Source organism: Dechloromonas agitata is5 (genome assembly GCF_000519045.1).
GTDB classification, from domain to species: Bacteria; Pseudomonadota; Gammaproteobacteria; order Burkholderiales; family Rhodocyclaceae; genus Azonexus; species Azonexus agitatus.
In genome coordinates, this window is the sequence record NZ_KI912532.1 from 381,663 (window position 1) to 406,239 (window position 24,577).

Below are 24,577 nucleotides of genomic sequence, written 5' to 3' on the forward strand. Positions count from 1 at the left end.
GCCCACCGGCAAGGCGCCGATACGCCGTGCTTTCAGGCCGCCAGCACCCGGCGCAGGCCGCGCATCAGCAAACCGAGGCCGGGCAGCTTCATGTACAGCTCCTCGCCGGTGTCCCAGTAGTCGCGGTGGTAGCAAACCTTGCCGTCGGCGTCGAAACGCAAGTGCGACACGCCGCGCATGACCTGCGTCTGCCCCTTGCCCCACAGCCGCACCCGGAAGCAGAACTCCCAGACCAGCATGGCGCCGCCGGCATCGACGACCTGGTCGACCACGACGAAGCGTGGTTCGTCGACCTGCTTGAACATGTGGCTGAAGATGCGCTGGATGGCCGGAATACCGCGCACTTCGTTGAAGGGATCCTTGAACCAGGCATCGGGGCTGTAGAACTCGGGAAAACGGGCCACGCTGTCCGGCGCGAAGCTGTTGTAAAAGTCGATCAGGCGGTCGAGGTTCATCTCAGCCTCCGGTAAAGCGGCGAATGAGGGGGAAATACCAGCGGTAGGGCAGGATGGCGAAGAGCTTGAGCAGGCGGGTGAAACGCTTGGGGAAGTGAATCTCGAAATGCCCAGCCGCGAAGCCGTCGATGATGGCCTGCGCCGCCTGCCCGGGTGTTTGCAGGGCCGGCATGGTGAAATCGTTCTTGGCCGTGAGCGGGGTGGAGACGAAGCCCGGGTTGATCGCCCAGACGCCGATCCCCTTCGGCGCCAGATCGAGGTACAGGCACTCGGCGAAGTGGATCAGCGCCGCCTTGCCCGGCCCGTAGCACAGGGCCTTGGGCAGGCCGCGATAACCGGCGACGCTGGCCACGAAGGCGATGCCGCCGCCCGGCTGCAGGTCGGGCAGGACGGCTGCCGCCAGGCGCAGGGCGCCGTTGAAATTGACGGTGAGCACCTGCTCGGCAACCGCCAGATCGAAACTGTCAGCGCGCATCGGCACATAGTCGCCGGCCAGGTAGATCACGAGGTCGATGCCGCCCAGCGTGGCAACGACCTGCCGGCGGGCTTCGGCCAGGCTGGCGGCGTCGGTCGCGTCACAGGGAACGCACAAGGCGTCGGCGATGCCCAACGTCTGCAACTTGTCCGCCCGGCGTGCCGACAAGGCCAAGCGGGCGCCGCGCTCGGCCAGGGCCTGCGCCAGTGCAGCCCCGATGCCGGACGAGGCACCGACCAGCCAGACGCGCCTGGCGCGCCACGCGCGGATCGGCGGGTTCATGGCGCGCCTCGCTTGACGAAGGTGAGCGTCACTTCGCCGAGATTGAAACCCCATTTGGACATGTACGACCGGTTCAGCATCACCTTGTCGTCCATCAGGAACATCCAGTCGTCAAAATCGACGTGGTAAGTCTTGCCATCGACCGGCAGGGCCAGCACGTAGCGCCAGCGTAGCGCATTGCCGGCCACTTCACCGATGGCCTCGCCGACCACGTCGTCGGCGGTGCCGCGCCAGGTGCCGTCCGGCTGGCGTTTCAGCGTCCACACCCGGCGCGAGGTGGTGCCGTCCGACCACTGGAAGTGTTCGTCGAGCACGCCGGTATCGCCCTGCCATTGGGCGTCGATGACGACATGGAAGCGCTTCTTCACCTCGCCGGAACGCCCCTGGAACATGCCCCAGGCGTCGAGCGTGCCATTCAGGTAGGTCTTCAGGTCGAGGGCCGGCTGCTCGGCGCGGTATTGCTCGACCCCGGTCGAGGCGCAGGCGGTCAGGCCAAGGGAAAACAGGGCAGCAGTCAGCAGTTTCATGTTCGGATCTCCAGAGAAGCGCGCCAGCGCCACAACAGCGCGGCGGCGATGGCCTTGAAGGCGAGCGGCAGCAAGGCGTAGGTGAAGGTCAGCGCCGGCAACCCGCCCGTTCCACCGGGCACGTAGCCGAGTTGGCCGAGCAGGGGCAGCGCCAGGCCAGCGGCGAGCGCCAGGTTGAGCTTGGCGACGAAATTCCACACCCCGAAACAGGCCCCGGCCTGCCCCTGACGTTCGCCGAGATCGGCGGCAATCGCCGCCGGCAAGGCAAGGTCGGCGCCCAACGCCAGGCCGGAAGCGAGGCAGATCAGCGCAAAGGGATAGAGATCGCCCGGCCCGAGCAGGCTGGCCCCGGCGAAGGCCAGCATGGCGAGCAGCATCGCCGCGAGCCAGGCCGACGTACGCCCGAAGGAAGCCGACAGGCGCACCCAGATCGGCAACGATGAAGCCCCGGCGACAAAATACAGGGCCAGCAAGCCGCCGCTCGCCGCCGGCGCCTGCAGTACATCGGCGACAAAGAACAGGAAGAGCGTGGCCGGCAAGGCAGCGGCAATGCCATTGGCGACGAAGACCGCCAGCAGCCGGCGAAAAGCGGAATCGGCAAAGACCCGCCGCAGGCTGGGCCAGAGCGGCGCACCGGCGACCGCGGCCGGCGTCCCGGCACCGACCCGCAGGAAGGTCGTCGCCGCGGCGGCGAGCAGGAGCGGCGGCAGCAGCCAGGCCAGCCGGGCGATGCCTTCGGCCAGTTCGCTCGCCAGGAAGGACGGCAGCGCGGCGGCGAGTACCACGCCGACCAGACCGAAACCCTCGCGGGCAGCGGTCAACCGGGTACGTTGTTCCGGCATCTGGCCGATATCCGCCCCCCAGGCTTGGTAAGCCACGGTCGCAGCGGAAAAGCCGAGATAGGTCAGGGCCAGCGAGGCGAGCAGCCAGGCTTCCACCCCGCTCGATGGCGGGTTGAGCAGGGCAACGAAACCGAGGGCGAAGGGCAGCAGCGCGACCGCCAGCATCGCCCGCCGGGGCAGACGGTCGGCCAGCCAGCCGAGCCAGGGATCGACGAAGGCATCGAGCAGGCGGGCACCGAGCAGGATGGTGCCGAGCAAGGCCAGGCTGAGGCCGGTGGTTTCGGCATAAAAATGGGGGATGTGGACGTAGATGGGGAGGGCGGCGAAGGCCAGGGGGAGGCCCAGGGCACCGTAGGAGAGGATGCGGGGGGAGGTCATGGGGAGAGTGCTCCCCTGCTCTTCAAACCGGGGTCAGGCCACGGTTTGTGGGTTTGGCGCTCGTGCAACCGTTGTTTTTCGCGCTTGAGGCGCGCCGGACTTTCTTTTGCTTCGCCAAAAGAAAGTCCGCAAAGAAAAGGCGACCCGGCGTCAGCGCCCGCTGTGCGGGTTCCCTGCGCTACTCGTCGTTGGCGGGGGCTGCGGAACTCGGGGCTACGCCCCTCAGACAGTCCTCGCCCTTTTTCCGCCAACGCCTCCGTTGCTCGGCGCTGTCGACGGGAAGCTGAAAAGCGCCACGCGCACAAACCGCTGCCGCTACACCATGCTTGGAAAACCACGCTACCGGTTGTTCCGCGACGCCTTTCGGGCCCCTTGTGAGACGCTGAGCAACGCAGGTTGGGGCGGATAAAGGGCGAGGACTGTTTGAGGGGTGCAGCCCCGAGTTCCGCAGCCCCCGCCCCAACCGAGTAGCGCAAGGAACCGGGCAACGCCCGGCGTCGACCAGGGTCGCCTTCTTCTTTGGCTACTTTCTTCTTGGCGACGCAAGAAGAAAGTAGCTCGCGCCGCAAGCGCGAAAAACAACGGCTGCACGAGGGCCAAACCCCAAACCCGGCAAAACCGTGGTCTGACCCCAATTCAACCGCAGGAGCAGAGGACAAACTCACCCCGCCCTCCTCAATAACGCCTCCCGCAATTCCGGCGCACTCGTCCGCGCATCCAGCCAGATCGCAAAAAACTGCCGCGCAAACGCCGCCTCGGCAATTTCCCCCAAGGGCTGCCCGTTGAATAGAAACGCCGCCCCCTCCGGCCGATACACACCCAGAATGTGATCGCCCGCCTTCACATCGGGAAAGAGCCGCGCCATCGCCTCGCCCCAGCGTTTCAGCAAGGCCTCGTCGGCCACGAAACGACGCATTTCCTTGACGCTCGCCTCGGCAATCGCCTTGCCCGCGATATTCCGCTTGTAGTCCAGGCGCAGGGCCAGCGGCGGCCGCAAGGGATCGTCGCCGGCCCACAAGGTCGCCTCATAGACCAGAAAGCCGAAGCGGCGGAATTCGCCATTGCCCCAGCGTTTCAGCCCCGCCGTCGGATCACCGTTGCCCCAGGCCGCGAAGGGCAAGCCGGCCAGGGCGAACAGCAGCGCCCGTCGCCGTTCGGAATCCACTGCCATCTGCCGCGCCCCGGGCGCGACGAGATCAACGATGCGCGAGTTCAAACTGGACGACATCGATGCTCCCGGCCCGGAAGCCGGCCTCGCAGTAGCACAGGTACATCCGCCACAGGCGACGGAAGGTTTCGTCGAAACCGAGCTTCTGGATTTCCGGCCAGCGGGTTTCGAAGGCAGCGCGCCATTCGGCCAGGGTGCGGGCGTAATCGAGGCCGAAGGCGTATTCGTTGCGCACGACCAGGCCCTGGCGGGCGGCCGCGCTGCGGAAGGCGGCACGCGAGGGCAACATGCCGCCGGGGAAGACGTATTGCTGGATGAAATCGGTGCCCTTGCGGTAGGCGGCGAACAGGTCGTCGCGGATGGTGATGCTCTGGATCACCGCCCGCCCACCGGGCTTCAGCGCGCCGGCCACGGTCTTGAAGTAGCTCGGCCACCAGCGTTCGCCGACGGCTTCGAACATTTCGATCGACACGACATGGTCGAACTGCTCCTTGTTGTCGCGGTAGTCCTGCAGGCGCAGGTCGGCCGCCGGTACGCGGTGCTGCGCCCAGGCCAGCTGGGCCGGCGACAGGGTCAGGCCGGTGACCTTGAGCCCGGCCTGATCGGCCAGTTCGGCAAAGCCGCCCCAGCCGCAGCCGATCTCCAGCACGCTCTGCCCCTGGCTGGCCTGCAGGCAGTGCAGGATGCGCTGGTACTTGGCGTGTTGCGCCGCCTCCAGCGAACCGTCGTCGACATCGCGGTAGATGGCCGCCGAATAGCTCATGCTCGGGTCGAGCCACTGACTGTAGAAGGCGTTGCCCAGGTCGTAGTGGGCCATGATGTTGCGCTTGCTGCCGGCCTTGCTGTTGCGGTTCAGCCAGTGGCGGACGCGGGCGGCGAGCAGCTGGCGCCAGGAGCCGTAGAGCGCCTTCTGCAGCACCTCGCGGTTGGCCACCAGCAGCGTGAGCAGGCCGGTGATGTCCGGCGAATCCCACAGGCCGTCGAGATAGGCTTCGGCCAGGCCGATGTCGCCGCGCGCCAGCACCCGGCCGAACATCGCCTCGTCGTGCACCTGCAGCGTCACCCCCGCCTCACCGTCGCCGAAAAGGGCGCAGGAGCCGTCCGGCAGACGCACTTCGAGCAAGCCGCCCTGCAGCTTTTCGAGCAGGTCGAAGACCGTCCGGGTGTCGCGGGCCAGGTTTTCACTGCCGCGCAGAATCAGGGTGTTATTCATTTTGTCGATTCCTGTAGGGGTTGGGTTGCGGGATGCGCGCCGCGGAAGGGCACGCCCTTGAGCCAGAGTTTCAATGCCTGCCAATGGATGCGCGCCATCACCCCGAGCGTCAGCAGGGGCATGCGCAGGAAGGCGCCGAGCAGGGCCGCCGCCGACCAGTCGCGCGGCTTGCCGGAGATGGAGGTGAGCAGGAGCTCACCCTCGGCATCGTCGTAGTCGATACGGGCCAGTTGCACGGCGCGCTGCAGATGGAAGCGGAAGCGGTAGCCCCCTTCGACTTCGTTGAAGGGCGAGACGTGGAACAGCTTGGTTGCCGTCATTTCCTCGCCATCGTGCAGCGGCTCGCCATGGCGATGCAGCAGATAGCTGTGCGTGCCGCCGAAAGTGTTGTTCACCTCGGCCAGGATGGCGATCAGCGCCCCGCTGCGGTCGTGGCAATACCAGAAGCTGACCGGATTGAAGACGTAGCCGAGCACGCGCGGGAAGGTCTGCAGCACGATCTCGCCGTCGGCCGGCAGGCCATGCTGGCGCAGCAGGCCTTCGATCCACGGCAATAGCGGGCTGCCGTCACGTGGACCATGATCCTGACTGCGGAAGCTGAGCAGGTTGGGCTGGTCGACCGAGAAGATGCCGCACTTCGCTGTCGCCAGATCACGCACCGGCAACTGCACGTAGAACACCGGATAGACGAAGGCATTGACCTTCGGCCGCAGGCGGCGGTGCATGACGTGGCCGAGACAGAGTTGCGGGCGGGTGTTCATGGCCGCCTCAGGCTGTCTCGGTTTCGTGCAGCACGGCCGGCGTCTCGCCCTGCCAGGGCGCCCGGATGCCCATGCCGTTCACCACGCGCAGTGCCGACTTCAGGCCGTCTTCGTTGAAACCGTAGCTGCCCCAGGCACCGGCCAGCCAGATGCCACCTTCGCCCTGCACATCGGCCAGACGCTGCTGGGCGGCGATGGCGGCGGCATCGAAGATCGGGTGGGCATAGTCGAACTCGGCGATGACCTTGGCCGGATCCGGCTCGCGCGCCGGGTTCAGCGTGACGACGACCGGCGTTTCGAAGGGCAGCGGTTGCAGCTTGTTGATCAGGTAGGACACGCCAACCGGCTGGTCACCCGGTTCGCCCTGGCCGGCAAAGTAGTTCCAGGCCGACCACAGCTTCCGGTCGCGCGGCAGCAGGGCCGGGTCGGTGTGCAACAGGGCGCGGTTCGGCTGGTAGCGGATGGCCGACAGCACGTCGCGCTGGCCGTCGCTGGCCGTGAAGCCGAGGATGCCCAAGGCCTGGTCGCTGTGGCAGGCCATCACCACCTGGTCGAAGCGCTCGCAGCCGCCGTCGTGGGCGACGGTCAGGCCGTCGGCGGCCCGCGTCACGGCGCGCACCGGGCAGGCCAGGCGGATGTCGTCGAGCTGGGCGGCGATCTTCTTCACGTATTCGCGGCCGCCGCCCTGCACCGTGCGCCACATCGGCCGGTCGAAGACCTGCAACAGGCCGTGGTTCTGGCAGAAGCGGATGAAGGTGGCGAGCGGCATGTCGCGCATCTGGCCGGTCGGGCAGGACCAGATGGCGGCCGCCATCGGCAGCAGGTACCAGTCGGAGAAAGCGGCCGAGTATTTGCCGGCTTCCAGGAAATCGCGCACGCTGCGCTGGTCGTTCGGGTGGCTGACCAGCCAGGCCGTGCTCTCGCGGTTGAAACGCAGGATGTCGGACAGCATGCTCCAGAAGGAACGGCGGAGCAGGTTGCGCTTCTGTCCGAAGATGGTCGCCAGGTTGCTGCCGGCCCATTCGAGATCGGGGTTTTCCAGGCTGACCGCGAAGGACATCTCGGTCTCGACGCTGTCCACCCCGAGCAGTGCGAACAGCGCGATCAGGTTGGGGTAGGTTTTTTCGTTGAAGACCAGGAAACCGGTATCGACCGGGTGCGTCTTGCCTTCCAGCGTCACGTCGACGGTATTGGTATGGCCGCCGAGATAGCTGCCGGCCTCGAACAGCGTCACCTCATGCTGGCGGCTGAGCAGCCAGGCACTGGCCAGCCCGGAGATGCCGGCGCCGACGACGGCGATGCGTTGCTTCCTGTTCATGATTGCCCCCTTAGTCGTTACTGCCGTAAAGCTCGGCGTAGGCCGAGTGGTTATGGATGGATTCGAAGTTCTCCGACGCGACCTTCCATTCGGCGACGCGCGGCTCGTTCATCAGGCGCAGCGCGATGTCGCGCACCAGGTCTTCGACGAACTTCGGGTTGTCGTAGGCACGCTCGGTCACCCACTTCTCGTCCGGCCGCTTCAACAGGCCGAACACCTCGCAGGAGGCCTCCTCCTCGGCAATGCGCACCAGTTCCTCGATCGCCATCGGCTGGCGCAGGCGGGCTTCCAGCGTGATGTGCGAGCGCTGGTTATGGGCGCCGTAGTCGGAAATCTTCTTCGAGCACGGGCACAGGCTGGTCACGGCGGCAACGACGCGCAGCGTCAGGTCGGTGCGCTGACCTTCGCGGCGTTCGGCGATCAACGCCACGTCGTAGTCGAGCAGGCTTTCAACGCCCGATACGGGCGCCGCCTTGCGGATGAAGTACGGGAAGCTCAGTTCGATGCGGCCGCTGCGTGCATCGAGGCGCAGCAGCATGGCGTCGAGCAGGCGGCACAGACCGTCCTGGGTCAGCGCCTCGCGCTGCATTTCGATCAACTCGACGAAGCGCGACATGTGGGTGCCCTTGACCTCCGGCGGCAGGCCAACGGTCATCGCCAGCGTGGCGACGGTAGCGACCTGCTCACCGTCAGCACCGGCCAGTTGCAGCGGATAACGCAGTCCCTTGACGCCAACCTGCTGGATGGCGAGACGGCGGTTATCCGGGGTGGCCTGCACATCGGGCAGGAAGATATTCTCGGGTGCGTTCATCGTGGGCTCCTGGCGGGTGGCGTGGGGTAGGTGTTAGGGGGCGTTCAGAAATTCGTCGATCTTCTTCAGCAGGTCCTTGTCTTCCGGTTTGGTGAAGCTGGTGTAGGCCACCACCTTCGTACCGTCGCGGTTGATCAGGTACTTGTGGAAGTTCCACTTCGGGGTGCTGCCGGTGATGTCGGCCAACTGGCGATAGAAGGCGTTGGCACCCTTGCCCTTGACCACCGTCTTGCTCGCCATCGGGAACTCGACGCCGTAGGTCAGGCGGCAGAAATCAGCGATCTCCTTGTCGCTGCCCGGCTCCTGCTCACCAAAGTCGTTGGACGGGAAGCCGAGCACGACCAGGCCCTTGTCCTTCAGCCGGGCGTAGAGCTTTTCCAGGCCGTCGTACTGCGAGGTGAAACCGCAGTAGCTGGCGGTATTCACCACCAGGATGACCTTGCCGGCGTACTGACAGAGCGGCATCGGCTTGCCGTCCTGCAGGGTCGTGAAATTGTGATCGAGCAGCGAGGGACAGGCAGCCGAGGCCCCGAGCGGCACGACACTGGCCGAGAGCAGGCCGGCGATACCGAACCAACGTTTGAAGAATGTGTTCATGTTCAACCTCGCTTTGTTTTGTCCTAGACAAATTACGTCTTTGTTCGTAAGATAGTGAGCAAAGAATCATTTGTCAACGGTTTGTCTAACTTTTGTTCAGGACAAATTATGAGCACCCTCAGTTTCAATATTGCTGCAGTCGAGCGCGACACCGGGCTGTCCAAGGATGTCCTGCGCATGTGGGAGCGGCGCTACGGCTTTCCGGTTCCCGAACGCGATGCCAACGGCGAGCGCCTCTACCCGGCTGCCCAGGTCGAACGCCTGCGCCTGATCAAACGCCTGATGGATCAAGGACATCGACCGGGCAAGCTGATTGCTGCCCCGGAAGAGGAACTGGCCGCGCTCGCCCCGCGCCGGCCGCGCGAGACGGCCGCCCCCCTGCCGAAAGCGGCGGGCGACAGCCTGGACGAGTTGATCGAATACATCCGCCGCCACGATGGGCCGGGTTTCCAGCAGGCCATGCAGCAACGCCTGGTGCGCCAGGGCTTGCAGGCGTTTGTCCAGGACACCGTGGCCCCGCTGACGCGCCGCGTCGGCGAAGCCTGGGAGGAAGGCAACATCGAGGTCTTCGAGGAACACCTGTTCACCGAACTGACCAAGCGCCTGCTCCGCCAGACCATCGCCACACTGCCCGCCGGCCGCGGCCCGCGCGTGCTGCTGACCACCGTGCCGGAAGAACAGCACGTCCTCGGCCTGCTCATGGTCGAGGCCCTGCTCGCTCTCGAAGGTGCCGAGTGCATCCCGCTCGGCACGCAGATGCCGCTGCTCGACATCGGCCGCGCCGCCGAAGCCCACGCGGCCGATATCGTCGCGCTCTCCTTCTCCATCGCCTTCCCGCAGCGCCAGATCGGCGGCCTGGTTCAGCACCTGCGCCAGATCCTGCCGCCGACGGTCGCCCTCTGGGTCGGCGGCGGTGGCATTCGGCGCCTGGCGGCGCAACCCGGGGTCGCCTTGCTACCCCAGCTACCCGACGCCATCGCCGCCCTGCAAGCCTGGCGAGGCACCCACTGAAGTCCGGCTTTCGCGGCAACAAGGCCGCCCTGCCCTGCAAGCCCTGCCAGTCCTGTGGCCGATCAATGAGCTGGCGGCGTAAATGGGCGGCCAACTGGGAGCGCGTGCGCTACTGCTCGGTTGCCTGCCGGCGGAAGGCCCGCGCGACCTGAAGCGTTTTCATGAACCGCCTGTTCCTGATCCTCGGCGATCAGCTCCATCCCGATCCGCACCCGCTGCTCGTCGACTTCGACCCGGCGCACGACCGCCTGCTGATGGTCGAGGCCAGCGAGGAATCGACCCATGTCTGGAGCCACCAGGCACGCAGCGCGCTTTTCCTGGCCGCCATGCGCCACCGCGCCGCCGCCTTCCGTGCCGCCGGACTGCCGCTGACCTACCGGCAGCTGGGCGAGCACCCGCAGGCCAGCCTCAGCGCCACCCTGTGCGCTGAAATTGGTAGCACCCGCCAGGTCGTCATGCTCGAAGCCGGCGACTACCGGCTGCAGCAGGCGATCCAGAGTGCCTGCACGGCGGCTGGCGTTGCACTGGAAAACCGCCCCGATCCGCACTTTCTCTGCGCGCAGGGTGAATTCAACGCCTGGGCCGGCGACAAGACGAACCTGCGCCTCGAATTCTTCTACCGCTGGCAACGTAAGCGGCACGGCATCCTGATGGCCGGCGATACGCCAGTCGGTGGCCAGTGGAATTTCGATGCCGACAATCGCCAGTCCTTCGGCCGCCAGGGGCCAGGCCTGTTACCGCCGCCTCCGCACTTCGCGCCCGACGCCCTGACCCGCTCGGCCATCGCCGATGTCGAACGCCATTTCCCCGAGCATCCGGGCCGCACCGCCCATTTCGGCTGGCCGGTGACGACGGCACAGGCCCACACCGCGCTCGACGACTTCATTACCCACCGCCTGCCGGAATTCGGCCGCTGGCAGGACGCCATGTGGAGCGGCCAGCCCTTCCTGTGGCACTCCCTGCTCTCGGCCGCGCTGAACCTCAAGCTGCTCGACCCGCGTACGGTGATCGGCGCCACCGTCGCCGCCTACGAATCCGGCCGCGTGCCGCTCGCTGCTGCCGAAGGCTTCATCCGGCAGATACTCGGCTGGCGCGAATTCGTCCGCGGCGTCTATGGGCGACAGATGCCGGCGCTGGCCGAAGCCAACCAGTACGGCCACACCACACCGCTGCCCGGCTGGTTCTGGACCGGCCACACCCATGCCGCCTGCCTGGCCGCCGCCATCGGCCAAACGCTGGAGCACGGCTACGCCCATCACATCCAGCGCCTGATGATCACCGGCAACTTCGCCCTGCTCGCCGGCCTGCAACCGCGCCAGGTGGCCGACTGGTATCTTGCTGTCTATGTCGACGCCGTGGCCTGGGTTGAGGAACCGAACACCCTGGGCATGGCGCTCAACGCTTGGCCGGGCATGACCAGCAAGCCCTACTGCGCCAGCGGCGCCTACATCGACCGGATGAGCGACTATTGCCGCGGCTGCCGCTACAACCCGAAAACCCGCGTCGGCCCCGGTGCCTGCCCCTTCACCACGCTGTACTGGGATTTCCTGGCCCGCCACCGCCAGCGCTTCGCCGCCAATCCCCGGATGGCCATGCCGCTGAAAAATCTCGACCGCCTGAGCGACACCGAACTAAACGCCATCCGCCACCAGGCAGCGAACCTGCGCGCCGATTTCGACGGGGTGTGAGGGGGATTGAACGCCAAGGCGCAAAGGTGTGGCCAAGAAAGGCGAGGACAAACAAGGTTGTTCCCTTTGCGCCTGCTTGGCGCCCTACCGTCTCGGCGACGAGGGTTGATTCTGATTTTCAGGATTACTGCAGTACCGACCAGCCGCGCATTAAAATGTCGAAATCACCAACCGCCTACCGATCATGACCTACGCCGCCCCCGCTTTCGAATCCAAGATCTGCCCGCCCGACCAACTGGCCGCCCGCGCTGCCCAACTGGCCCGGCCGCTGGTATTCACCAACGGTTGTTTCGACATCCTGCACCGCGGTCATGTCACCTACCTGGCGCAGGCCGCCGCGCTCGGCACCAGCCTGGTCGTCGCGCTGAATACCGACGCCTCGGTCAAGCGCCTCGGCAAGGGCGACGACCGCCCGGTCAATACACTGGAAGACCGCCTCGCGGTGATGGCCTCGCTCGGCTGCGTGGCGCTGGTCACCTGGTTCGACGAAGACACCCCGCTCCAGCGCATTCTCGATTGCCGGCCGGAAATCCTGGTCAAGGGCGGTGACTGGCCGATAGACAAGATCGTCGGCTGCACCGAAGTGCGCGGCTGGGGCGGCACGGTGCACTCCATCCCCTTCATCCACCAGAAATCGACGACGGCGCTGCTGGAGAAGATCCGCCGCCTGTAAGCCCGCCATGACCACGCAGTCGCAAGCCTTCACGCTGACCGAACAGGAAACGCACATACGTTTGCGGGCGGCAGCCTTCGTCGGCGTCGGGGTGCCGGCGCTGATCTATTTCGGGATCATGGCCGCCATCGAAAGCGAATGGGTGCTCTGTGCCCTCGCCTTCATCACTTCCGCCACCATCGTCGTCTGCTTCCTGTTCCTCTGGCAACGCCGTCGCGGCTATGCCGCCGTGCGCCCGGCCATCGCCTGCTACACGGCCTTGCTGCTCTATCTCGTCGCCTTTTCCGGGCCGGAACATGTACGCACCCTGTGGCTACTGACCCTGCCGCTGGTTTCCACCCTCCTGCTGCCACCGCGCGAAGGCGGCATCTGGGCAGCTGGCTCGATGCTGATGGCCGCCTACCTGATGCTGCAGGGAGGCCGGTTCGATGGCAGCAGCAGCTACTCCGCCGCCTACATCCTTCGCTTCACCATCGTATACGGCCTGCTCAGCGCCGTGCTGATCTGGTCGGAAATCCTGCTTCAGCGCTACCAGGCCCGCCTGCAGGGGCAGAACGCGATGCTGGCCGAGGAACGCGATCGCCTGGAAAAGGAAGTCATCGAGCGCGCCGCACTGGAGGAAGAACTGCGCTATCTGGCGACAACCGCCCCGCTGACCGGCCTGCTCAACCGCCGCGCCTTCATGGCCATGCTGGCCGGTGAGCTGACACGCAGCCAGCGGCTACGCAGCCGCTTCACCGTACTGATGCTCGACATCGACCATTTCAAGCAGATCAACGACAGCCACGGCCACCCGGCCGGCGATGCCGTGCTGGTCCATGTCGCGGCACTGCTCACCGAGCAGTTGCGCGGCATCGACAAGCTGGCCCGGATCGGCGGCGAGGAATTCGCCATCATGCTGGTCGACACCCCGGCCGACAGCGCCGCCGGCGTCGTCGGCCGCCTGCTCGACGCGATTCGCCACAAACCGGCCGAACACCCGGCCAGCCACCAGCCGATTGCCTTCACGGCCAGCATCGGCTGCACCGAAAGCCTGCCGGACGATGATGAACTGAGCGCCCTCGCCCGTGCCGACCGGGCGCTCTACATCGCCAAACAATCAGGGCGCGACCGCCACGCCTGGGTTTGAGATAAATCCTTTCACCGCAGACGCGCCGAAGCCTTTCGCCTTTAAGCCCTACAACACTACCTGCGTGCCGAGTTCGACGACGCGGTTACTCGGGATGTTGAAGAAGGCGGTGGCCGGGCTGGCGTTGCGGAACATGGCAATGAAGATCTTTTCCCGCCAGAAGGCCATTTCCGAGCCCAGGCGCGGGATCAGCGTTTCGCGGCCGATGAAGTAGGAGGTTTCAAGCGGGCTGAATTCCAGGCCGGCATCGGCGCAGAGCGACAGGGCGACCGGGATGTCCGGCTCATCCTTGAAACCGTACTGGATGACGACGCTCCAGAAGTTTTCCTTGAGCTGGCGCACCTCGACGCGGTCGATGTCCGGCACGTAGGGCACGTCGAAGAACTGCACTGAGACGAGCACGACGCGCTCGTGCAGCACCTTGTTGTGCATCAGGTTGTGCAACAGCGCGTGCGGCACGCCCTTCGGGTCGGCGTTGAGGAAGACCGAGGTGCCGGCCACCCGCGTCGGCATCGACGAGGCCAGCGAATCGAGGAACAGCGCCAGCTCCAGGCGTTCGCCCTTGAGGCGGTCGGAAAGCAGCTGGCGACCGCGTTTCCAGGTGGTCATCAGCACGAAGACCGCCATTCCGGCAACCAGCGGGAACCAGCCGCCATCCGGAATCTTGAGGATATTGGCGGTCAGGAAGACCAGTTCGACGGCGAGGAAGAAGGCAAACAACAGGCCGGCACGCAGCCAGCCCCAGCCCCATACCTTGGCGGCAACGACGGTGGCCAGGATGGAGGTGATGACCATGTCGCCAGTCACCGCGATGCCGTAGGCAGCGGCCAGGTTGTTCGACGACTTGAAGCCGAGCACGAGGATCATCACGGCCACCATCAGGCCCCAGTTGACCGCCGGCAGGTAGATCTGGCCCTGCTCCTTCTCGCTGGTGTGCTGCACTTCCATGCGTGGCACGAAGCCGAGCTGCATGGCCTGGCGGGTCACCGAGAAGGCCCCGGAAATGACCGCCTGCGAGGCGATGACGGTGGCCAGCGTCGCCAGGCCGATGAGCGGGTAGAGCGCCCAGTCCGGCGCCGAGCGGTAGAAGGGGTTGTCAGCCACCGCCGGGTCGGCAAGGATGGCGGCGCCCTGACCCATGTAGTTGAGGACCAGCGCCGGCAGCACGAAAGCGAACCAGGCCCGCGATATGGGCTTGCGGCCGAAGTGGCCCATGTCGGCATAGAGCGCCTCGGCCCCGGTCACGGCGAGCACCACGTTGCCCATGGCGACCAGCGACATGGCCTTGTTGGCGAGCAGGAATTCGAAGCCATACAGCGGATTCAGCGCCATCAGGATTTCCGGATGGTCGATGATGCTGTGGATGCCGAGCAGCGCCAGCACGCTGAACCAGACCAGCATGACCGGGCCGAAGAAGGCACCGACCACGGCGGTGCCGCTCTTCTGCACGAAAAAGAGGCCGAACAGCACGACGATGGTGATCGGGATGACGAAGGGGTGCAGCGCCGGTGCCCCGACCTCCAGCCCCTCGACGGCCGAGAGCACCGAAATCGCCGGGGTCACCATGCCGTCGCCGTAGAACATGGCGGCGCCGAGCACGCCGACGATCATGATCCATTTTCCGTGATGCGGCTTGTCCTGCACCGTGTGCAGGGCCAGCGCGATGAGCGCCATGATGCCGCCCTCGCCGCGGTTGTCGGCGCGCATGATGAAGGTCACGTACTTGACCGAGACGACGATGACCAACGCCCAGAAGAACAGCGACAGGCTGCCGTAGATATTGGCCTGGTTGACCGGAATCGGATGATTGCCGGCGAAGACTTCCTTCACCGCATACAGCGGGCTGGTCCCGATGTCGCCGTAGACGACGCCGAGGGCGGCCAGCGCCAGGGCGGCGAAGCGCGTGCCGGTCGTCCCGCCGGCCGATTGATGACTGCTCATGACTGCTCCCTGCGTGTCGCGGCCTTCTCGGTGAGCCGCTTTCTGCACTTATCCTGCTGCACCGGCCTGACCATTTTCTGACACGCCGGCGAATCGCAGCCGATTAGCCGCCCAACGCGGCCTTCAGCGACAGCACTTCTTCTTCCGACTCCTCGACGATCTCGGCCAGGGTGTCGGCATCGAACAGCGTGTCGAGTATCGAGGTATCGACCGGCGCATCGAGTTCCGGATCGCGCCAGCAGGAAGTCCGGTTGGCGATCTTGTTGGCGACGTAGAGCACGTCCGAGAGATTGGAGACCGCACTGATTTCGCGATCGGTTTCGTGGTCGCGCACGGCTTCGAGGACCGGCTCGGGCGAACCGAGGGCCGACAACAGGGCGTGGCCGATGTTGTCGTGCCAGCCGACCAGCAGGGCATGCAATTCAGCCTTGTCGGCAACCAGTTCCGGGAAGTTGGCGGCACGCGACATCAGATAGAAGACGCCGAGGTCATGCACCAGGCCGGTGAACATCGCCTCGTCGCCGTTGATCTTCGCCAGCTTGCGGGCCAGCACACGGCACAGCGCGGCCACATGCGAGGTGTGCTCCCACAGGCGCTGCGAAATGCCCTCGAACGGCTGCATCTGCTTGGATTTCAGCAGCTGCTCCATGGCCACCGCGAAGGATACCGTGCGCACCGCCTCCATGCCGACGCGGACAATGGCGCTCTTCACATCGGCAATCTCGCGACCGCTCGGGTTGAGGGCCACCGAGTTCGCCATGCGGATGATCTTGGCGCTCATCAGCGGCTCGGCACCAACCAGCTTGGCCAGCTGATCGACGCTCAGGTTGGGATCCTTGAGCGCGGTGCGGACCTGGAAGGTGATGTCGAGAAAGGTCGGGAAGGTGATTTCGGAACCCGACAAATCGCGGGCGATATCTTCGAGAATCTTGAAGGTGACGGCGTTGGTCATGCGACTACCCCTGCAACGGTGATGCGGACGAAGGGCCGGAAACGCATGGTGTTCCCGGCAGCCGAACGGGCCTCAGAACGGAATGTCGTCGCCCAGATCGTCGAAGGAAGGCTTCGGCTTGTTCTTCGGCGGGGCCGGTGCGTAATCGGTCGGTTCGTCGTAACCGCCACCGCCGCCGGCCGGTGCCCCCATCCCCTGGCGGGAACCGAGCATCTTCATGTCGTCGCAGCGGATTTCGGTGGTGTAGCGCTCCTGGCCGTCCTTGTCCGTCCATTTGCGGGTGCGCAGGCTGCCCTCGACATAGACCTGCGAGCCCTTCTTCAGGTATTGGCCGCAAATTTCGGCCAGCTTGCCGAAGGCGGAAATCCGGACCCACTCGGTCATTTCCTTGCGTTCGCCGGTCTGCTTGTCCTTCCAGGTCTCGGTGCAGGCGATGCTGAAGTTGCAGATCGCCTCGCCGCTGGCAGTGTAGCGGGTTTCCGGATCACGCCCCAGATTGCCGATGCCTATCCATTTGTTAACCGATGCCATTGCGAATGTCTCCTAAGCAGTTTGAGCCGCCTCGGCAGGCTGTCGCCGCTGCGGGAAATTCATCGTCGCTGCCACCGCCAGCCAGGTCAGGGCCAGGCCGGCGCAGGCGGCAAAGACGGCATTATCGCTGAAATGCTGCGCAATATATCCACCGGCGGCGCCGCCGATGAACAGGCCGATGGCCTGCGTCGTGTTGTAGACGCCGAGGGCAGCGCCCTTGGCCGCCGGCGGCGCGGTGCGCGAAACCAGCGAAGGCAGCGTTGCCTCCAGCACGTTGAAGGCAACGAAGAAAAGCAGCAGCCACAGGGCGAGCAGCCACAGGTTGTCGTGCAGCACATAGAGGCCGATCTGGACGACGGCGAGCAGGCCGACGGCAGCCAGGAAGACCGGTCGCATCTTGTCCTTGCGCTCGGCGGCGATGATGGCCGGCACCATGACCACGAAGGACACCAGCACGGCCGGCAGGTAGACCTGCCAGTGCGCGGCCGGCGGCAGGCCGCCAAAATCGACCAGGGCGTGCGGCAGGACGACGAACATCGCCATCTGCACCATGTGCAGCGTGAAGATGCCGAGATTGAGGCGCAGCAGGTCGGCATCGAACAGGACGCGGCGCAGCGGCAGCTTTTCGTGGCCATGCGGCGCCGGGGCCGGCGGCACGGCCTTGAGCAGCAAGCCGATGGCGGCCAGGGCGAGCACGCCGGTCAGCACGAACAGGCCGGACATGCCGATCCAGCCGTAAAGCACCGGGGCCCCCACCAGCGACAACGCAAAGACGAGGCCGATCGAGGAGCCGATCATGGCCATCACCTTGGTCCGGTGCTGCTCGCGCGTCAGGTCAGCGGCCAGCGCGGTGACGGCAGCCGAAATGGCGCCCGCCCCCTGCAGCACGCGGCCGACGATGATCCAGGTCATGTCCGGCGCCCAGGCGGCGACGAAGCTGCCGAGGGCGAAGACGAGCAGGCCGACGACGATGACCAGCTTGCGGCCGAAGTAATCGGAGGCGACACCATAGGGAATCTGGAAGAAGGCCTGGGTCAGGCCATAGGCGCCGAGCGCGAAGCCGACCAGCGCCAGGTTGTCGCCGCCGGGCAGCGTCTTGGCGTGCACCGAGAAGACCGGCAGGATCAGGAACAGCCCGAGCATGCGCAGGGCGAAGATGGAAGCCAGCGAAGCGCCGGTACGGCGTTCCTCCGGGGTCATGCGGTCGGTTGGGGCAGACATTTTGCTCTGATTATGTTGCATTGCAGCGAGAGGCAAATATTAGCAGGTTTGACTGAAGCCTCGCTGAATCGCCGGGGCAAGAGTCCCCACCCCGACGACTGTTCGGATTTCCGAACGGCCGGTTGGCGGCCGATCCGGAATTCCGACCGCAGCACTTCGCCGGGCACCTGTGCAACCCCTTGAAAACAGCCACTTGGGGAGCAGCCGGCACCTGGCACGCGACATGCAATGGAATGCAGGCACAAGCGCCTGATCCAGGCGACCTTCAACCCTGCATGACGAGGAAACCCGCATGAAAATGAATCGCCTGACCACCTGGATCGGCATCGCCATGGTCCTTGGCATCGTGGTCGGCTACGCCTGCCACGCGCTGGCGCCGACGCCCGCCGCCGCCAAGGAAATCGCCGGCTATTTCAGCATCCTGACCGACATCTTCCTGCGCCTGATCAAGATGATCATCGCGCCGCTGATTTTTGCGACGCTGGTCGCCGGCCTGGCCAACATGGGCGACTCGAAGACCGTCGGCCGGATCGGCGCCAAGGCGCTCGGCTGGTTCGTCGGCGCCTCGTTCTGCTCGCTGTTCATCGGCCTGCTGCTCGCCAACCTGCTGCAGCCGGGTGCCGCGCTCGCCGTGCCGCTGCCCGAGTCGGCCGCCGGGCTCAACCTGAAAACCGGTGCGCTGAATCTCAAGGATTTCATCACCCACGTCTTCCCGAAGAGCATCGTCGAGGCGATGGGCGCCAACGAAGTGCTGCAGATTCTCGTCTTCGCCGTCTTCTTCGGCCTGGCGCTCGGCCACCTGCACAACCAGACGGCGCGTTCGCTGGTCAATACGATGGACGAAATTGTCCATGTCATGCTCAAGGTCACCGACTACGTGATGCGCTTCGCACCGTTTGGCGTCTTCGGTGCGGTGGCTGGGGCAATTACCACGCAGGGCCTGGGCATGCTGCTCGTCTTCGGCAAATTCATGGCCAGCTTCTATATTGCGCTGGCCGTGCTCTGGGCCATCCTGATCGGTGCCGGCTATCTGGTGCTCGGCAAGGACATCTTCCGTCTGCTCAAGCTGGTGCGTAGTCCGATGCTGGTTGGCTTCTCGACGGCGAGCAGCGAGTCGGTCTATCCCAAGCTGATGGAACAACTGGAAAAGTTCGGCATCAAGAACCGCGTCACCGGCTTCGTGCTGCCGCTCGGCTATTCGTTCAACCTCGACGGTTCGATGATGTACACCACCTTCCTGGCGCTGTTCATCGCCCAGGCCTACGACATCCCGATGACGCTGACCTCCCAGATCACCATGCTGCTGGTCCTGATGGTGTCGTCCAAGGGCATCGCCGGCGTGCCGCGCGCCTCGCTGGTCGTCGTCGCCGCCGTGCTGCCCATGTTCGGCCTGCCGGAAGCCGGCCTGCTGCTGGTGCTCGGCATCGACCACTTCCTCGACATGGGGCGCACCGTCACCAACGTGCTGGGCAACGCCATCGCCACCAGCGTCGTCGCCAAGTGGGAAGGCGCCATCGACCCGGTGCCGGAGGCGTTGGCCGAGGCCGACGAAGCCCTGCCGGTGCCGGACGAGCCCGTCGCCCAGCCGGCCTGACCCCCGTTTGTCTCCTCCGGGTGCGGCCATCCCTTTGCGGCCGCCACCCCTTGTCCGCCCGGTGCCCCCCCCGCACCGGGCTTTTTTTCCGTATCCTCCCCGCCTCACCCCGCGCCCCCGCCATGATCGACTGGACCCTCCTCATCCCCGCAGCCTTCTTCGCCGGTATGGTCGATGCCGTAGTCGGCGGCGGCGGCCTGATCCAGATTCCGGTGCTGCTCGGCCAGTTTCCGCAGACCGCCATCCCGACACTGTTCGGCACCAACAAGCTGTCGAGCATCGCCGGCACCGGGGCCGCCCTGTGGCGCTACGCGCGCAGCGTGCGCATCCCGTGGCCCGTCGTGCTGCCCGCCACCGCCGCCGCCCTGCTCGGCGCCTGGGGCGGTGCCGCGCTGGTCGCCTGGCTGCCGCGGGAAACCATGCGCCCGCTGGTCGTCGTACTGATGATCGCCGTCGCGCTCTACACCTTCCTGAAAAAGGATTTCGGGCAGCAGGTGACGCGCCCCCTGCTCCCCGGCGACCGCTGGAAGGGGGCAGCCTTCGGCGGCCTGATCGGCCTCTACGACGGCTTCTTCGGACCGGGCACCGGCAGCTTCCTGATCTTCGGCTTCATCCGCCTGTTCGGCATGGATTTCGTGCAGGGATCGGCCAGTGCCAAGGTCATCAACTTCGCCACCAACCTGTCGGCCATCGCCTTCTTCGCCAGCCACGGGCCGTTGCTCTGGCAGGTCGGCCTGGTGATGGCCGTCTGCAACCTGGCCGGCTCCTGGCTCGGCACGCACCTGGCGCTCAAGCACGGCGCCGGCTTCATCCGCAAGGCCTTCCTCGGCGTGGTGGTCGTGCTGATCGCCAAGCAACTGGCCGATCTCGCCGGCTGAGCGCTTGTGAAAATTTCAAAGTCCGCCGCAAAGGCGCGCAGGCACCAAGGTTTCGCAAAGGAAAACAGGGCGAGACAAAGCGCCTTCCTTGGCGTTTGCTGTGCGTCTTCGCCCCTTTCCGGTGGGTGTTCCCCATATTTTGACGACCTCCTGGCGCGGTAACATAGGTCATCGCGCTGCCCCCGCCCGTCCATGCCCCGCTTCCGCTCCCTGCCGCTGCTTCTCGTTTGCCTGCTGCTGGTCGGCCTCAGCGGCTTTTCCGCCTACCGCATCGGGCAGCGCCTCGGCATCGCCGACCTGCGGGCGACCGGACTGCACCGGCTCGACCTCTACGCCGCCAGCCTGGAACGCGAGATCGGCAAATACGCCTTCTTGCCCGGCACGCTCAACCTTGAACCGGCAGTGCTCGATCTGCTCGCCGGCCAGGGCGGCGATGCGGCAGGCGGGCGGGTCAATGCCTATCTGGAAAAACTGAATGAACGGGCCGGCACGCTGTCGATCTACGTCCTCGACGCCAGCGGCAAGGTGGCCGCTGCCAGCAACTGGCGTCGACCGGACAGCTTCGTCGGCGAGGACCTCTCCTTCCGCCCCTATTTCCGCGAAGCGATCGAAACTGGCACCGGCCGCTTCTTCGGCATCGGCACGACGCGCGGCGAGCCCGGCTACTACCTGGCCTCGGCGCTGACCGGCGAGAGCGGCACGCTGGGCGTGGCGGTGATCAAGGTCAGCCTGGAACAACTGGAAAAATCCTGGAGCACGGTCGAAGCGCCGGTCCTGGTCGCCGACGAGAACGGTGTCGTCATCCTCTCCGCCGTCGCCGGCTGGAAATTCACCACGCTCCGGCCGCTCGACGAGGCCACCCGCGCCGCCTTCGACCATACCCAGCAGTACAACCGGCGCGCCCTGCAGCCGCTCGGCGTCAGGCCGCTCGGCGACATCGACTACGGCGTGCGCCTGGTGCACATCGCGGCCAGCGGGCCGGAGACCATCTCGGTCTATCCGGTCACCGGGCGCTTCCTCGAGCAATCGCGCACCCTGCCCGGCACACCGTGGACACTGACCGTGCTCTCCCATCTCGAACAGGTCGACAATCTGGCCCAGAGCCGCGCTGCGCTGGCTGCCATCGCTGCTGCCTGCCTGTGCCTGCTCGGCATCATCCTCAACGAACGGCGCCGCCACCTGCGCGACCGGCTGGCTGCCCGCGAGGCGCTCCAGCAGGCGCACGACGACCTGGAACGCAAGGTCGAGGAACGCACCGCCGACCTCTCGGCCGCCAACCGCCAGCTACAGGACGAGATCGGCGAACGCATCCGCGCCGAGCGCACATTGCGCGCCGCCCAGGACGAACTGGTGCAGGCCGGCAAGCTGGCGGTGATCGGCCAGCTATCGACCGGCATCGCTCATGAGCTGAACCAGCCGCTCGCCGCATTGCGTACCCTGTCGGCCAACGCCGAGCGCTTCCTTGAACGGGGCGACGTCGACACCACGCGCACCAATCTCGGCCGCATCGCCGACCTGGTCGATCGCATGGGCCGCATTACCGGCCAGTTGCGCAATTTCGCCCGCAAATCGAGCGGCCAGTCGGCCCCGGTGGCGTTGTGCCACGCCGTCGACAATGCCCTGGACCTGCTCGATGCCCGCCTGCGCCGGGCCAGTGCCGAGGTGGCCCGTTCCTGCCCGGTCGATGAGCCGGTGGCGCTGTGCGATGCCAATCGCCTGGAGCAGGTACTGGTCAACCTGATCGGCAACGCGCTCGACGCCATGGCCGGCCAGCCCCGGCCGCGCATCGACCTCGCCTGGGAATGCGCCGACGGCCGTGTCCGCCTGCATGTCCGCGACCATGGCCCCGGCCTCAGTGCCGAGGCACAGGCCCACCTGTTCGAACCCTTCTTCACGACCAAGCCGGCTGGTGACGGGCTCGGCCTCGGGCTGACCATTTCGGCCGGTATCGTCCGCGATTTCGGCGGCAGCCTGCACGGCGCCAACCACCCGGACGGCGGTGCCGTCTTCACCCTCGAACTCCCGCTCGCCCCCACGCCATGACCGACAACCTCCGAATCCTGATCATCGAAGACGACCCCGACGTTGCGCTTGGCTGCGAGCAGGCGCTGCAGCTCGAAGGCTTTACGGCCGAAGTCGCCGGCAGCGCCGAACAGGGGCGAAAACGCCTGGGCGCCGACTTTCCCGGCATCGTGGTCAGCGACATCCGCTTGCCCGGCCAAGACGGCCTGAGCCTGCAGCGCGACCTGCACACCCTCGACCCGGAGCTGCCGGTGGTGCTGATCACCGGCCACGGCGATGTGTCGATGGCCGTGCAGGCGATGAAGGATGGCGCCTACGACTTCCTGCAAAAGCCGTTCGCCCCCGAGCAGCTGGTCGACATCGCCCGCCGCGCGCTGGAAAAACGCCGGCTCGTCCTCGAAGTGCGCGCCCTACGCCGCCAGCTCGACCAGCGCGACCGTCTGGAAGCCCGGCTGATCGGCAACTCCCCCGGCATGGTGCGCGTCCGCGGCCTGATCGGGGCGTTGGCCAACAGCGCGGCCGACGTGCTGATCCACGGCGAAACCGGCACCGGCAAGGAACTGGTCGCCCGCTGCCTGCATGACGCCAGCCCCCGCGCCAAAGGGAATTTCGTCGCGATCAACTGCGGCGGCCTGCCGGAAACCCTGTTCGACAGCGAGATCTTCGGTCACGAGGCCGGTGCCTACACCGGTGCCGGCAAGCGGCGCATCGGCAAGATCGAGCACGCCAACGGCGGCACGCTCTTCCTCGACGAAATCGAGAGCATGCCACTGCCGATGCAGATCAAGCTGCTGCGCGTACTGCAGGAACGGACGCTCGAACGCCTGGGGTCGAACACGCCGATTCCGGTCGATTGCCGCGTGATCGCCGCGACCAAGGAAGACCTGCTCGGCCTCTCCGAACAGGGCCGTTTCCGCGCCGACCTCTATTACCGCCTGTCCGTCGCCACGCTGCCGCTGCCGCCACTGCGCGAACGGCGCGAGGACATTCCGCTGCTCTTCGAGCATTTCCTGCTACAGGCCGCCGCCCGCCACGAGCGCGCGGTACCGGCGACGCTGCCCGGCCGTATCCAGCAACTGGTCGGCTACGCCTGGCCCGGCAACGTGCGCGAGCTGCGTAACGTCGCCGACCGTTGCGTCCTCGGCATCGAAGCCGGCTCGCCGCCCTTCGGCCTGGCCGCTGCCGATACCGCCCGCCCGCTCAACGAAAGCGTCGAAGCCTTCGAGCGCGCCTTGATCGCCGACGCCCTGCGCCGCCACGGTAGTCTGGCCCGTACCGCCGAAGCCTTGGCCGTCGCCAAGACCACGCTGCACGATAAGATCCGCAAATACGGGCTGGGCGAGAGCAGCCCGGCATAGCCGCAGCGATGGCCGCTCCGGCAAGGCCAGCAGACGGTACACTGGGGACCCCGTTCGCCTGACATCGACATGCTCTCCGCTGAACAGTTTTTCGGTTTCCTGCTCGCCGCCTCCGTCATTACCGTCGCCCCCGGCCCGGACAACATGATGGTCCTCAGCCTCGGCATGGCGAAGGGCCGCCGGCCCGGCATCGCCTTCGGACTGGGGTGTGCGCTCGGCTGCCTGAGCCACACCCTGCTGGCGGTGATCGGCGTCAGCGCCCTGATTGCCGCGTCGCCGGAAGCCTTCACGGCGCTCAAAGTCTGCGGCGGGCTTTACCTGGTCTGGCTGGGTGTCAATGCGCTGCGCAGTGCGAGCGGCGCCACGGTCAGAAAGGCGAGCGACGACCAGCCCAGTCCCCGGAGATTGCTCGTCAAGGGCATTATTGCCAACGCCATCAATCCGAAAGTCATCCTGTTCTTCCTGTCCTTCCTGCCCCAGTTTGTCGTCCCGGGCCATGGCAGCGTCGCCGCGCAAATGGCGTGGCTGGGCATCATCTTCACCATGCAGGCCGCCGTGATATTCGGCCTGCTCGGCTATTTCTCCGGCGCGGTCGGTCAGTGGATCAATACCCGCCCGCGGCTTGGCACGGCAATGGACCGCCTGAGCGGGATGATCTTCGTCGGACTGGGACTGCGGCTCATCGTGAGCCGCTGATCGTCAATCAGGCATCGTCCCGATCTGCCAAGCTCCCCCGACAGAAAGAAAAAGCC

24 protein-coding genes are annotated in these 24,577 nt (G+C 66.0%); 10 read left to right on the forward strand and 14 right to left on the reverse strand.

The window, feature by feature from the left end:
• Positions 1 to 32: 32 nt before the first annotated feature.
• The 10 genes from K420_RS0101950 to K420_RS17860 all read right to left on the reverse strand — a co-directional run bounded on the left by K420_RS0101950 (position 33) and on the right by K420_RS17860 (position 8,827).
• Entirely contained in the window at positions 33 to 455 is a 423-nt protein-coding gene (locus K420_RS0101950; RefSeq protein ID WP_027456566.1) for a nuclear transport factor 2 family protein, read from the reverse strand.
• Between the two features lies 1 nt (position 456).
• Complete coding sequence (locus K420_RS0101955) at positions 457 to 1,212, reverse strand: SDR family NAD(P)-dependent oxidoreductase (protein WP_027456567.1); 756 nt, start codon at positions 1,210 to 1,212, stop codon at positions 457 to 459.
• Positions 1,209 to 1,739, reverse strand: a complete 531-nt coding sequence (locus K420_RS0101960; RefSeq protein WP_027456568.1) for a DUF3833 domain-containing protein — start codon at positions 1,737 to 1,739, stop codon at positions 1,209 to 1,211. Before K420_RS0101960 ends, K420_RS0101955 begins: the two co-directional genes overlap by 4 nt.
• Positions 1,736 to 2,959 carry an MFS transporter gene (locus tag K420_RS0101965; RefSeq protein WP_027456569.1) on the reverse strand — a complete coding sequence of 408 codons (1,224 nt, stop codon included), beginning with the start codon at positions 2,957 to 2,959 and terminating at the stop codon, positions 1,736 to 1,738. The genes K420_RS0101960 and K420_RS0101965 overlap by 4 nt, the downstream gene beginning before the upstream one ends.
• Before the next feature lie 661 nt (positions 2,960 to 3,620).
• Positions 3,621 to 4,175, reverse strand: coding sequence for a chalcone isomerase family protein (locus tag K420_RS0101970; protein ID WP_232422718.1), 555 nt, complete (start codon positions 4,173 to 4,175; stop codon positions 3,621 to 3,623).
• Entirely contained in the window at positions 4,156 to 5,340 is a 1,185-nt protein-coding gene (locus K420_RS0101975) for an SAM-dependent methyltransferase (protein WP_084019527.1), read from the reverse strand. Before K420_RS0101975 ends, K420_RS0101970 begins: the two co-directional genes overlap by 20 nt.
• Complete coding sequence (locus K420_RS0101980; RefSeq protein ID WP_027456572.1) at positions 5,337 to 6,101, reverse strand: DUF1365 domain-containing protein; 765 nt, start codon at positions 6,099 to 6,101, stop codon at positions 5,337 to 5,339. Before K420_RS0101980 ends, K420_RS0101975 begins: the two co-directional genes overlap by 4 nt.
• A 7-nt stretch (positions 6,102 to 6,108) precedes the next feature.
• Positions 6,109 to 7,419 (reverse strand): NAD(P)/FAD-dependent oxidoreductase, encoded by a 1,311-nt coding sequence (locus K420_RS0101985; RefSeq protein WP_027456573.1) that lies wholly within the window; start codon positions 7,417 to 7,419, stop codon positions 6,109 to 6,111.
• 10 nt (positions 7,420 to 7,429) lie between these two features.
• A complete protein-coding gene (gene folE2, locus K420_RS0101990; protein WP_027456574.1) occupies positions 7,430 to 8,230 on the reverse strand; it encodes a GTP cyclohydrolase FolE2 in 801 nt (266 codons plus the stop codon).
• Positions 8,231 to 8,263: 33 nt separating this feature from the next.
• Positions 8,264 to 8,827, reverse strand: coding sequence for a glutathione peroxidase (locus tag K420_RS17860; protein WP_035854399.1), 564 nt, complete (start codon positions 8,825 to 8,827; stop codon positions 8,264 to 8,266).
• 108 nt (positions 8,828 to 8,935) lie between these two features.
• On the opposite strand from K420_RS17860, the gene K420_RS0102000 reads away from it, so the two are divergent.
• The 5 genes from K420_RS0102000 (at position 8,936) to K420_RS19515 (ending at position 13,328) form a co-directional block, all read left to right on the forward strand.
• Positions 8,936 to 9,838, forward strand: coding sequence for a MerR family transcriptional regulator (locus tag K420_RS0102000; protein ID WP_027456575.1), 903 nt, complete (start codon positions 8,936 to 8,938; stop codon positions 9,836 to 9,838).
• A gap of 29 nt (positions 9,839 to 9,867) precedes the next feature.
• Positions 9,868 to 9,990 (forward strand): DUF2256 domain-containing protein, encoded by a 123-nt coding sequence (locus tag K420_RS20800; protein ID WP_269746434.1) that lies wholly within the window; start codon positions 9,868 to 9,870, stop codon positions 9,988 to 9,990.
• Between the two features lie 9 nt (positions 9,991 to 9,999).
• Positions 10,000 to 11,526, forward strand: coding sequence for a cryptochrome/photolyase family protein (locus tag K420_RS0102005; protein ID WP_027456576.1), 1,527 nt, complete (start codon positions 10,000 to 10,002; stop codon positions 11,524 to 11,526).
• A gap of 184 nt (positions 11,527 to 11,710) precedes the next feature.
• Positions 11,711 to 12,199: a D-glycero-beta-D-manno-heptose 1-phosphate adenylyltransferase gene (gene rfaE2 / locus K420_RS0102010; protein ID WP_027456577.1), complete on the forward strand. Its 489-nt coding sequence runs from the start codon at positions 11,711 to 11,713 to the stop codon at positions 12,197 to 12,199.
• Positions 12,200 to 12,206: 7 nt separating this feature from the next.
• Positions 12,207 to 13,328 carry a GGDEF domain-containing protein gene (locus K420_RS19515; protein ID WP_051452914.1) on the forward strand — a complete coding sequence of 374 codons (1,122 nt, stop codon included), beginning with the start codon at positions 12,207 to 12,209 and terminating at the stop codon, positions 13,326 to 13,328.
• A gap of 48 nt (positions 13,329 to 13,376) precedes the next feature.
• Here K420_RS19515 and K420_RS0102020 read toward each other — a convergent pair whose 3' ends face one another.
• The 4 genes from K420_RS0102020 to K420_RS0102035 form a co-directional block, all read right to left on the reverse strand.
• On the reverse strand, positions 13,377 to 15,269 hold the full coding sequence (locus K420_RS0102020; protein ID WP_027456578.1) for a potassium transporter Kup: 1,893 nt from the start codon (positions 15,267 to 15,269) through the stop codon (positions 13,377 to 13,379).
• A gap of 103 nt (positions 15,270 to 15,372) precedes the next feature.
• Positions 15,373 to 16,221, reverse strand: coding sequence for an HDOD domain-containing protein (locus K420_RS0102025; protein WP_027456579.1), 849 nt, complete (start codon positions 16,219 to 16,221; stop codon positions 15,373 to 15,375).
• Between the two features lie 72 nt (positions 16,222 to 16,293).
• Positions 16,294 to 16,752 (reverse strand): single-stranded DNA-binding protein, encoded by a 459-nt coding sequence (locus K420_RS0102030; protein WP_027456580.1) that lies wholly within the window; start codon positions 16,750 to 16,752, stop codon positions 16,294 to 16,296.
• 12 nt (positions 16,753 to 16,764) lie between these two features.
• The gene (locus K420_RS0102035) at positions 16,765 to 17,973 is read right to left on the reverse strand and encodes an MFS transporter (protein WP_232422719.1); all 1,209 of its coding nucleotides are present in this window, start codon (positions 17,971 to 17,973) and stop codon (positions 16,765 to 16,767) included.
• Between the two features lie 292 nt (positions 17,974 to 18,265).
• On the opposite strand from K420_RS0102035, the gene K420_RS0102040 reads away from it, so the two are divergent.
• The 5 genes from K420_RS0102040 to K420_RS0102060 all read left to right on the forward strand — a co-directional run bounded on the left by K420_RS0102040 (position 18,266) and on the right by K420_RS0102060 (position 24,521).
• Positions 18,266 to 19,567, forward strand: coding sequence for a dicarboxylate/amino acid:cation symporter (locus tag K420_RS0102040; protein WP_027456582.1), 1,302 nt, complete (start codon positions 18,266 to 18,268; stop codon positions 19,565 to 19,567).
• A gap of 122 nt (positions 19,568 to 19,689) precedes the next feature.
• Positions 19,690 to 20,445, forward strand: a complete 756-nt coding sequence (locus K420_RS0102045; RefSeq protein ID WP_027456583.1) for a sulfite exporter TauE/SafE family protein — start codon at positions 19,690 to 19,692, stop codon at positions 20,443 to 20,445.
• 192 nt (positions 20,446 to 20,637) lie between these two features.
• Positions 20,638 to 22,488, forward strand: a complete 1,851-nt coding sequence (locus tag K420_RS0102050) for a sensor histidine kinase (protein ID WP_027456584.1) — start codon at positions 20,638 to 20,640, stop codon at positions 22,486 to 22,488.
• Entirely contained in the window at positions 22,485 to 23,825 is a 1,341-nt protein-coding gene (locus tag K420_RS0102055; RefSeq protein ID WP_027456585.1) for a sigma-54-dependent transcriptional regulator, read from the forward strand. The genes K420_RS0102050 and K420_RS0102055 overlap by 4 nt, the downstream gene beginning before the upstream one ends.
• A 69-nt stretch (positions 23,826 to 23,894) precedes the next feature.
• The gene (locus K420_RS0102060; RefSeq protein ID WP_027456586.1) at positions 23,895 to 24,521 is read left to right on the forward strand and encodes a LysE family translocator; all 627 of its coding nucleotides are present in this window, start codon (positions 23,895 to 23,897) and stop codon (positions 24,519 to 24,521) included.
• Positions 24,522 to 24,577 lie beyond the last annotated feature (56 nt).

What these genes read in the sequence shown, in the direction of transcription:
- K420_RS0101950 (WP_027456566.1), bottom strand. Translation starts at nt 455, where the DNA reads ATGAACCTCGACCGCCTGATCGACTTTTACAACAGCTTCGCGCCGGAC.
- K420_RS0101955 (WP_027456567.1), bottom strand. Translation starts at nt 1,212, where the DNA reads ATGAACCCGCCGATCCGCGCGTGGCGCGCCAGGCGCGTCTGGCTGGTC.
- K420_RS0101960 (WP_027456568.1), bottom strand. Translation starts at nt 1,739, where the DNA reads ATGAAACTGCTGACTGCTGCCCTGTTTTCCCTTGGCCTGACCGCCTGC.
- K420_RS0101965 (WP_027456569.1), bottom strand. Translation starts at nt 2,959, where the DNA reads ATGACCTCCCCCCGCATCCTCTCCTACGGTGCCCTGGGCCTCCCCCTG.
- K420_RS0101975 (WP_084019527.1), bottom strand. Translation starts at nt 5,340, where the DNA reads ATGAATAACACCCTGATTCTGCGCGGCAGTGAAAACCTGGCCCGCGAC.
- K420_RS0101980 (WP_027456572.1), bottom strand. Translation starts at nt 6,101, where the DNA reads ATGAACACCCGCCCGCAACTCTGTCTCGGCCACGTCATGCACCGCCGC.
- K420_RS0101985 (WP_027456573.1), bottom strand. Translation starts at nt 7,419, where the DNA reads ATGAACAGGAAGCAACGCATCGCCGTCGTCGGCGCCGGCATCTCCGGG.
- folE2 (WP_027456574.1), bottom strand. Translation starts at nt 8,230, where the DNA reads ATGAACGCACCCGAGAATATCTTCCTGCCCGATGTGCAGGCCACCCCG.
- K420_RS17860 (WP_035854399.1), bottom strand. Translation starts at nt 8,827, where the DNA reads ATGAACACATTCTTCAAACGTTGGTTCGGTATCGCCGGCCTGCTCTCG.
- K420_RS0102000 (WP_027456575.1), top strand. Translation starts at nt 8,936, where the DNA reads ATGAGCACCCTCAGTTTCAATATTGCTGCAGTCGAGCGCGACACCGGG.
- K420_RS0102005 (WP_027456576.1), top strand. Translation starts at nt 10,000, where the DNA reads ATGAACCGCCTGTTCCTGATCCTCGGCGATCAGCTCCATCCCGATCCG.
- rfaE2 (WP_027456577.1), top strand. Translation starts at nt 11,711, where the DNA reads ATGACCTACGCCGCCCCCGCTTTCGAATCCAAGATCTGCCCGCCCGAC.
- K420_RS19515 (WP_051452914.1), top strand. Translation starts at nt 12,207, where the DNA reads ATGACCACGCAGTCGCAAGCCTTCACGCTGACCGAACAGGAAACGCAC.
- K420_RS0102020 (WP_027456578.1), bottom strand. Translation starts at nt 15,269, where the DNA reads ATGAGCAGTCATCAATCGGCCGGCGGGACGACCGGCACGCGCTTCGCC.
- K420_RS0102025 (WP_027456579.1), bottom strand. Translation starts at nt 16,221, where the DNA reads ATGACCAACGCCGTCACCTTCAAGATTCTCGAAGATATCGCCCGCGAT.
- K420_RS0102030 (WP_027456580.1), bottom strand. Translation starts at nt 16,752, where the DNA reads ATGGCATCGGTTAACAAATGGATAGGCATCGGCAATCTGGGGCGTGAT.
- K420_RS0102035 (WP_232422719.1), bottom strand. Translation starts at nt 17,973, where the DNA reads ATGTCTGCCCCAACCGACCGCATGACCCCGGAGGAACGCCGTACCGGC.
- K420_RS0102040 (WP_027456582.1), top strand. Translation starts at nt 18,266, where the DNA reads ATGAAAATGAATCGCCTGACCACCTGGATCGGCATCGCCATGGTCCTT.
- K420_RS0102045 (WP_027456583.1), top strand. Translation starts at nt 19,690, where the DNA reads ATGATCGACTGGACCCTCCTCATCCCCGCAGCCTTCTTCGCCGGTATG.
- K420_RS0102050 (WP_027456584.1), top strand. Translation starts at nt 20,638, where the DNA reads ATGCCCCGCTTCCGCTCCCTGCCGCTGCTTCTCGTTTGCCTGCTGCTG.
- K420_RS0102055 (WP_027456585.1), top strand. Translation starts at nt 22,485, where the DNA reads ATGACCGACAACCTCCGAATCCTGATCATCGAAGACGACCCCGACGTT.
- K420_RS0102060 (WP_027456586.1), top strand. Translation starts at nt 23,895, where the DNA reads ATGCTCTCCGCTGAACAGTTTTTCGGTTTCCTGCTCGCCGCCTCCGTC.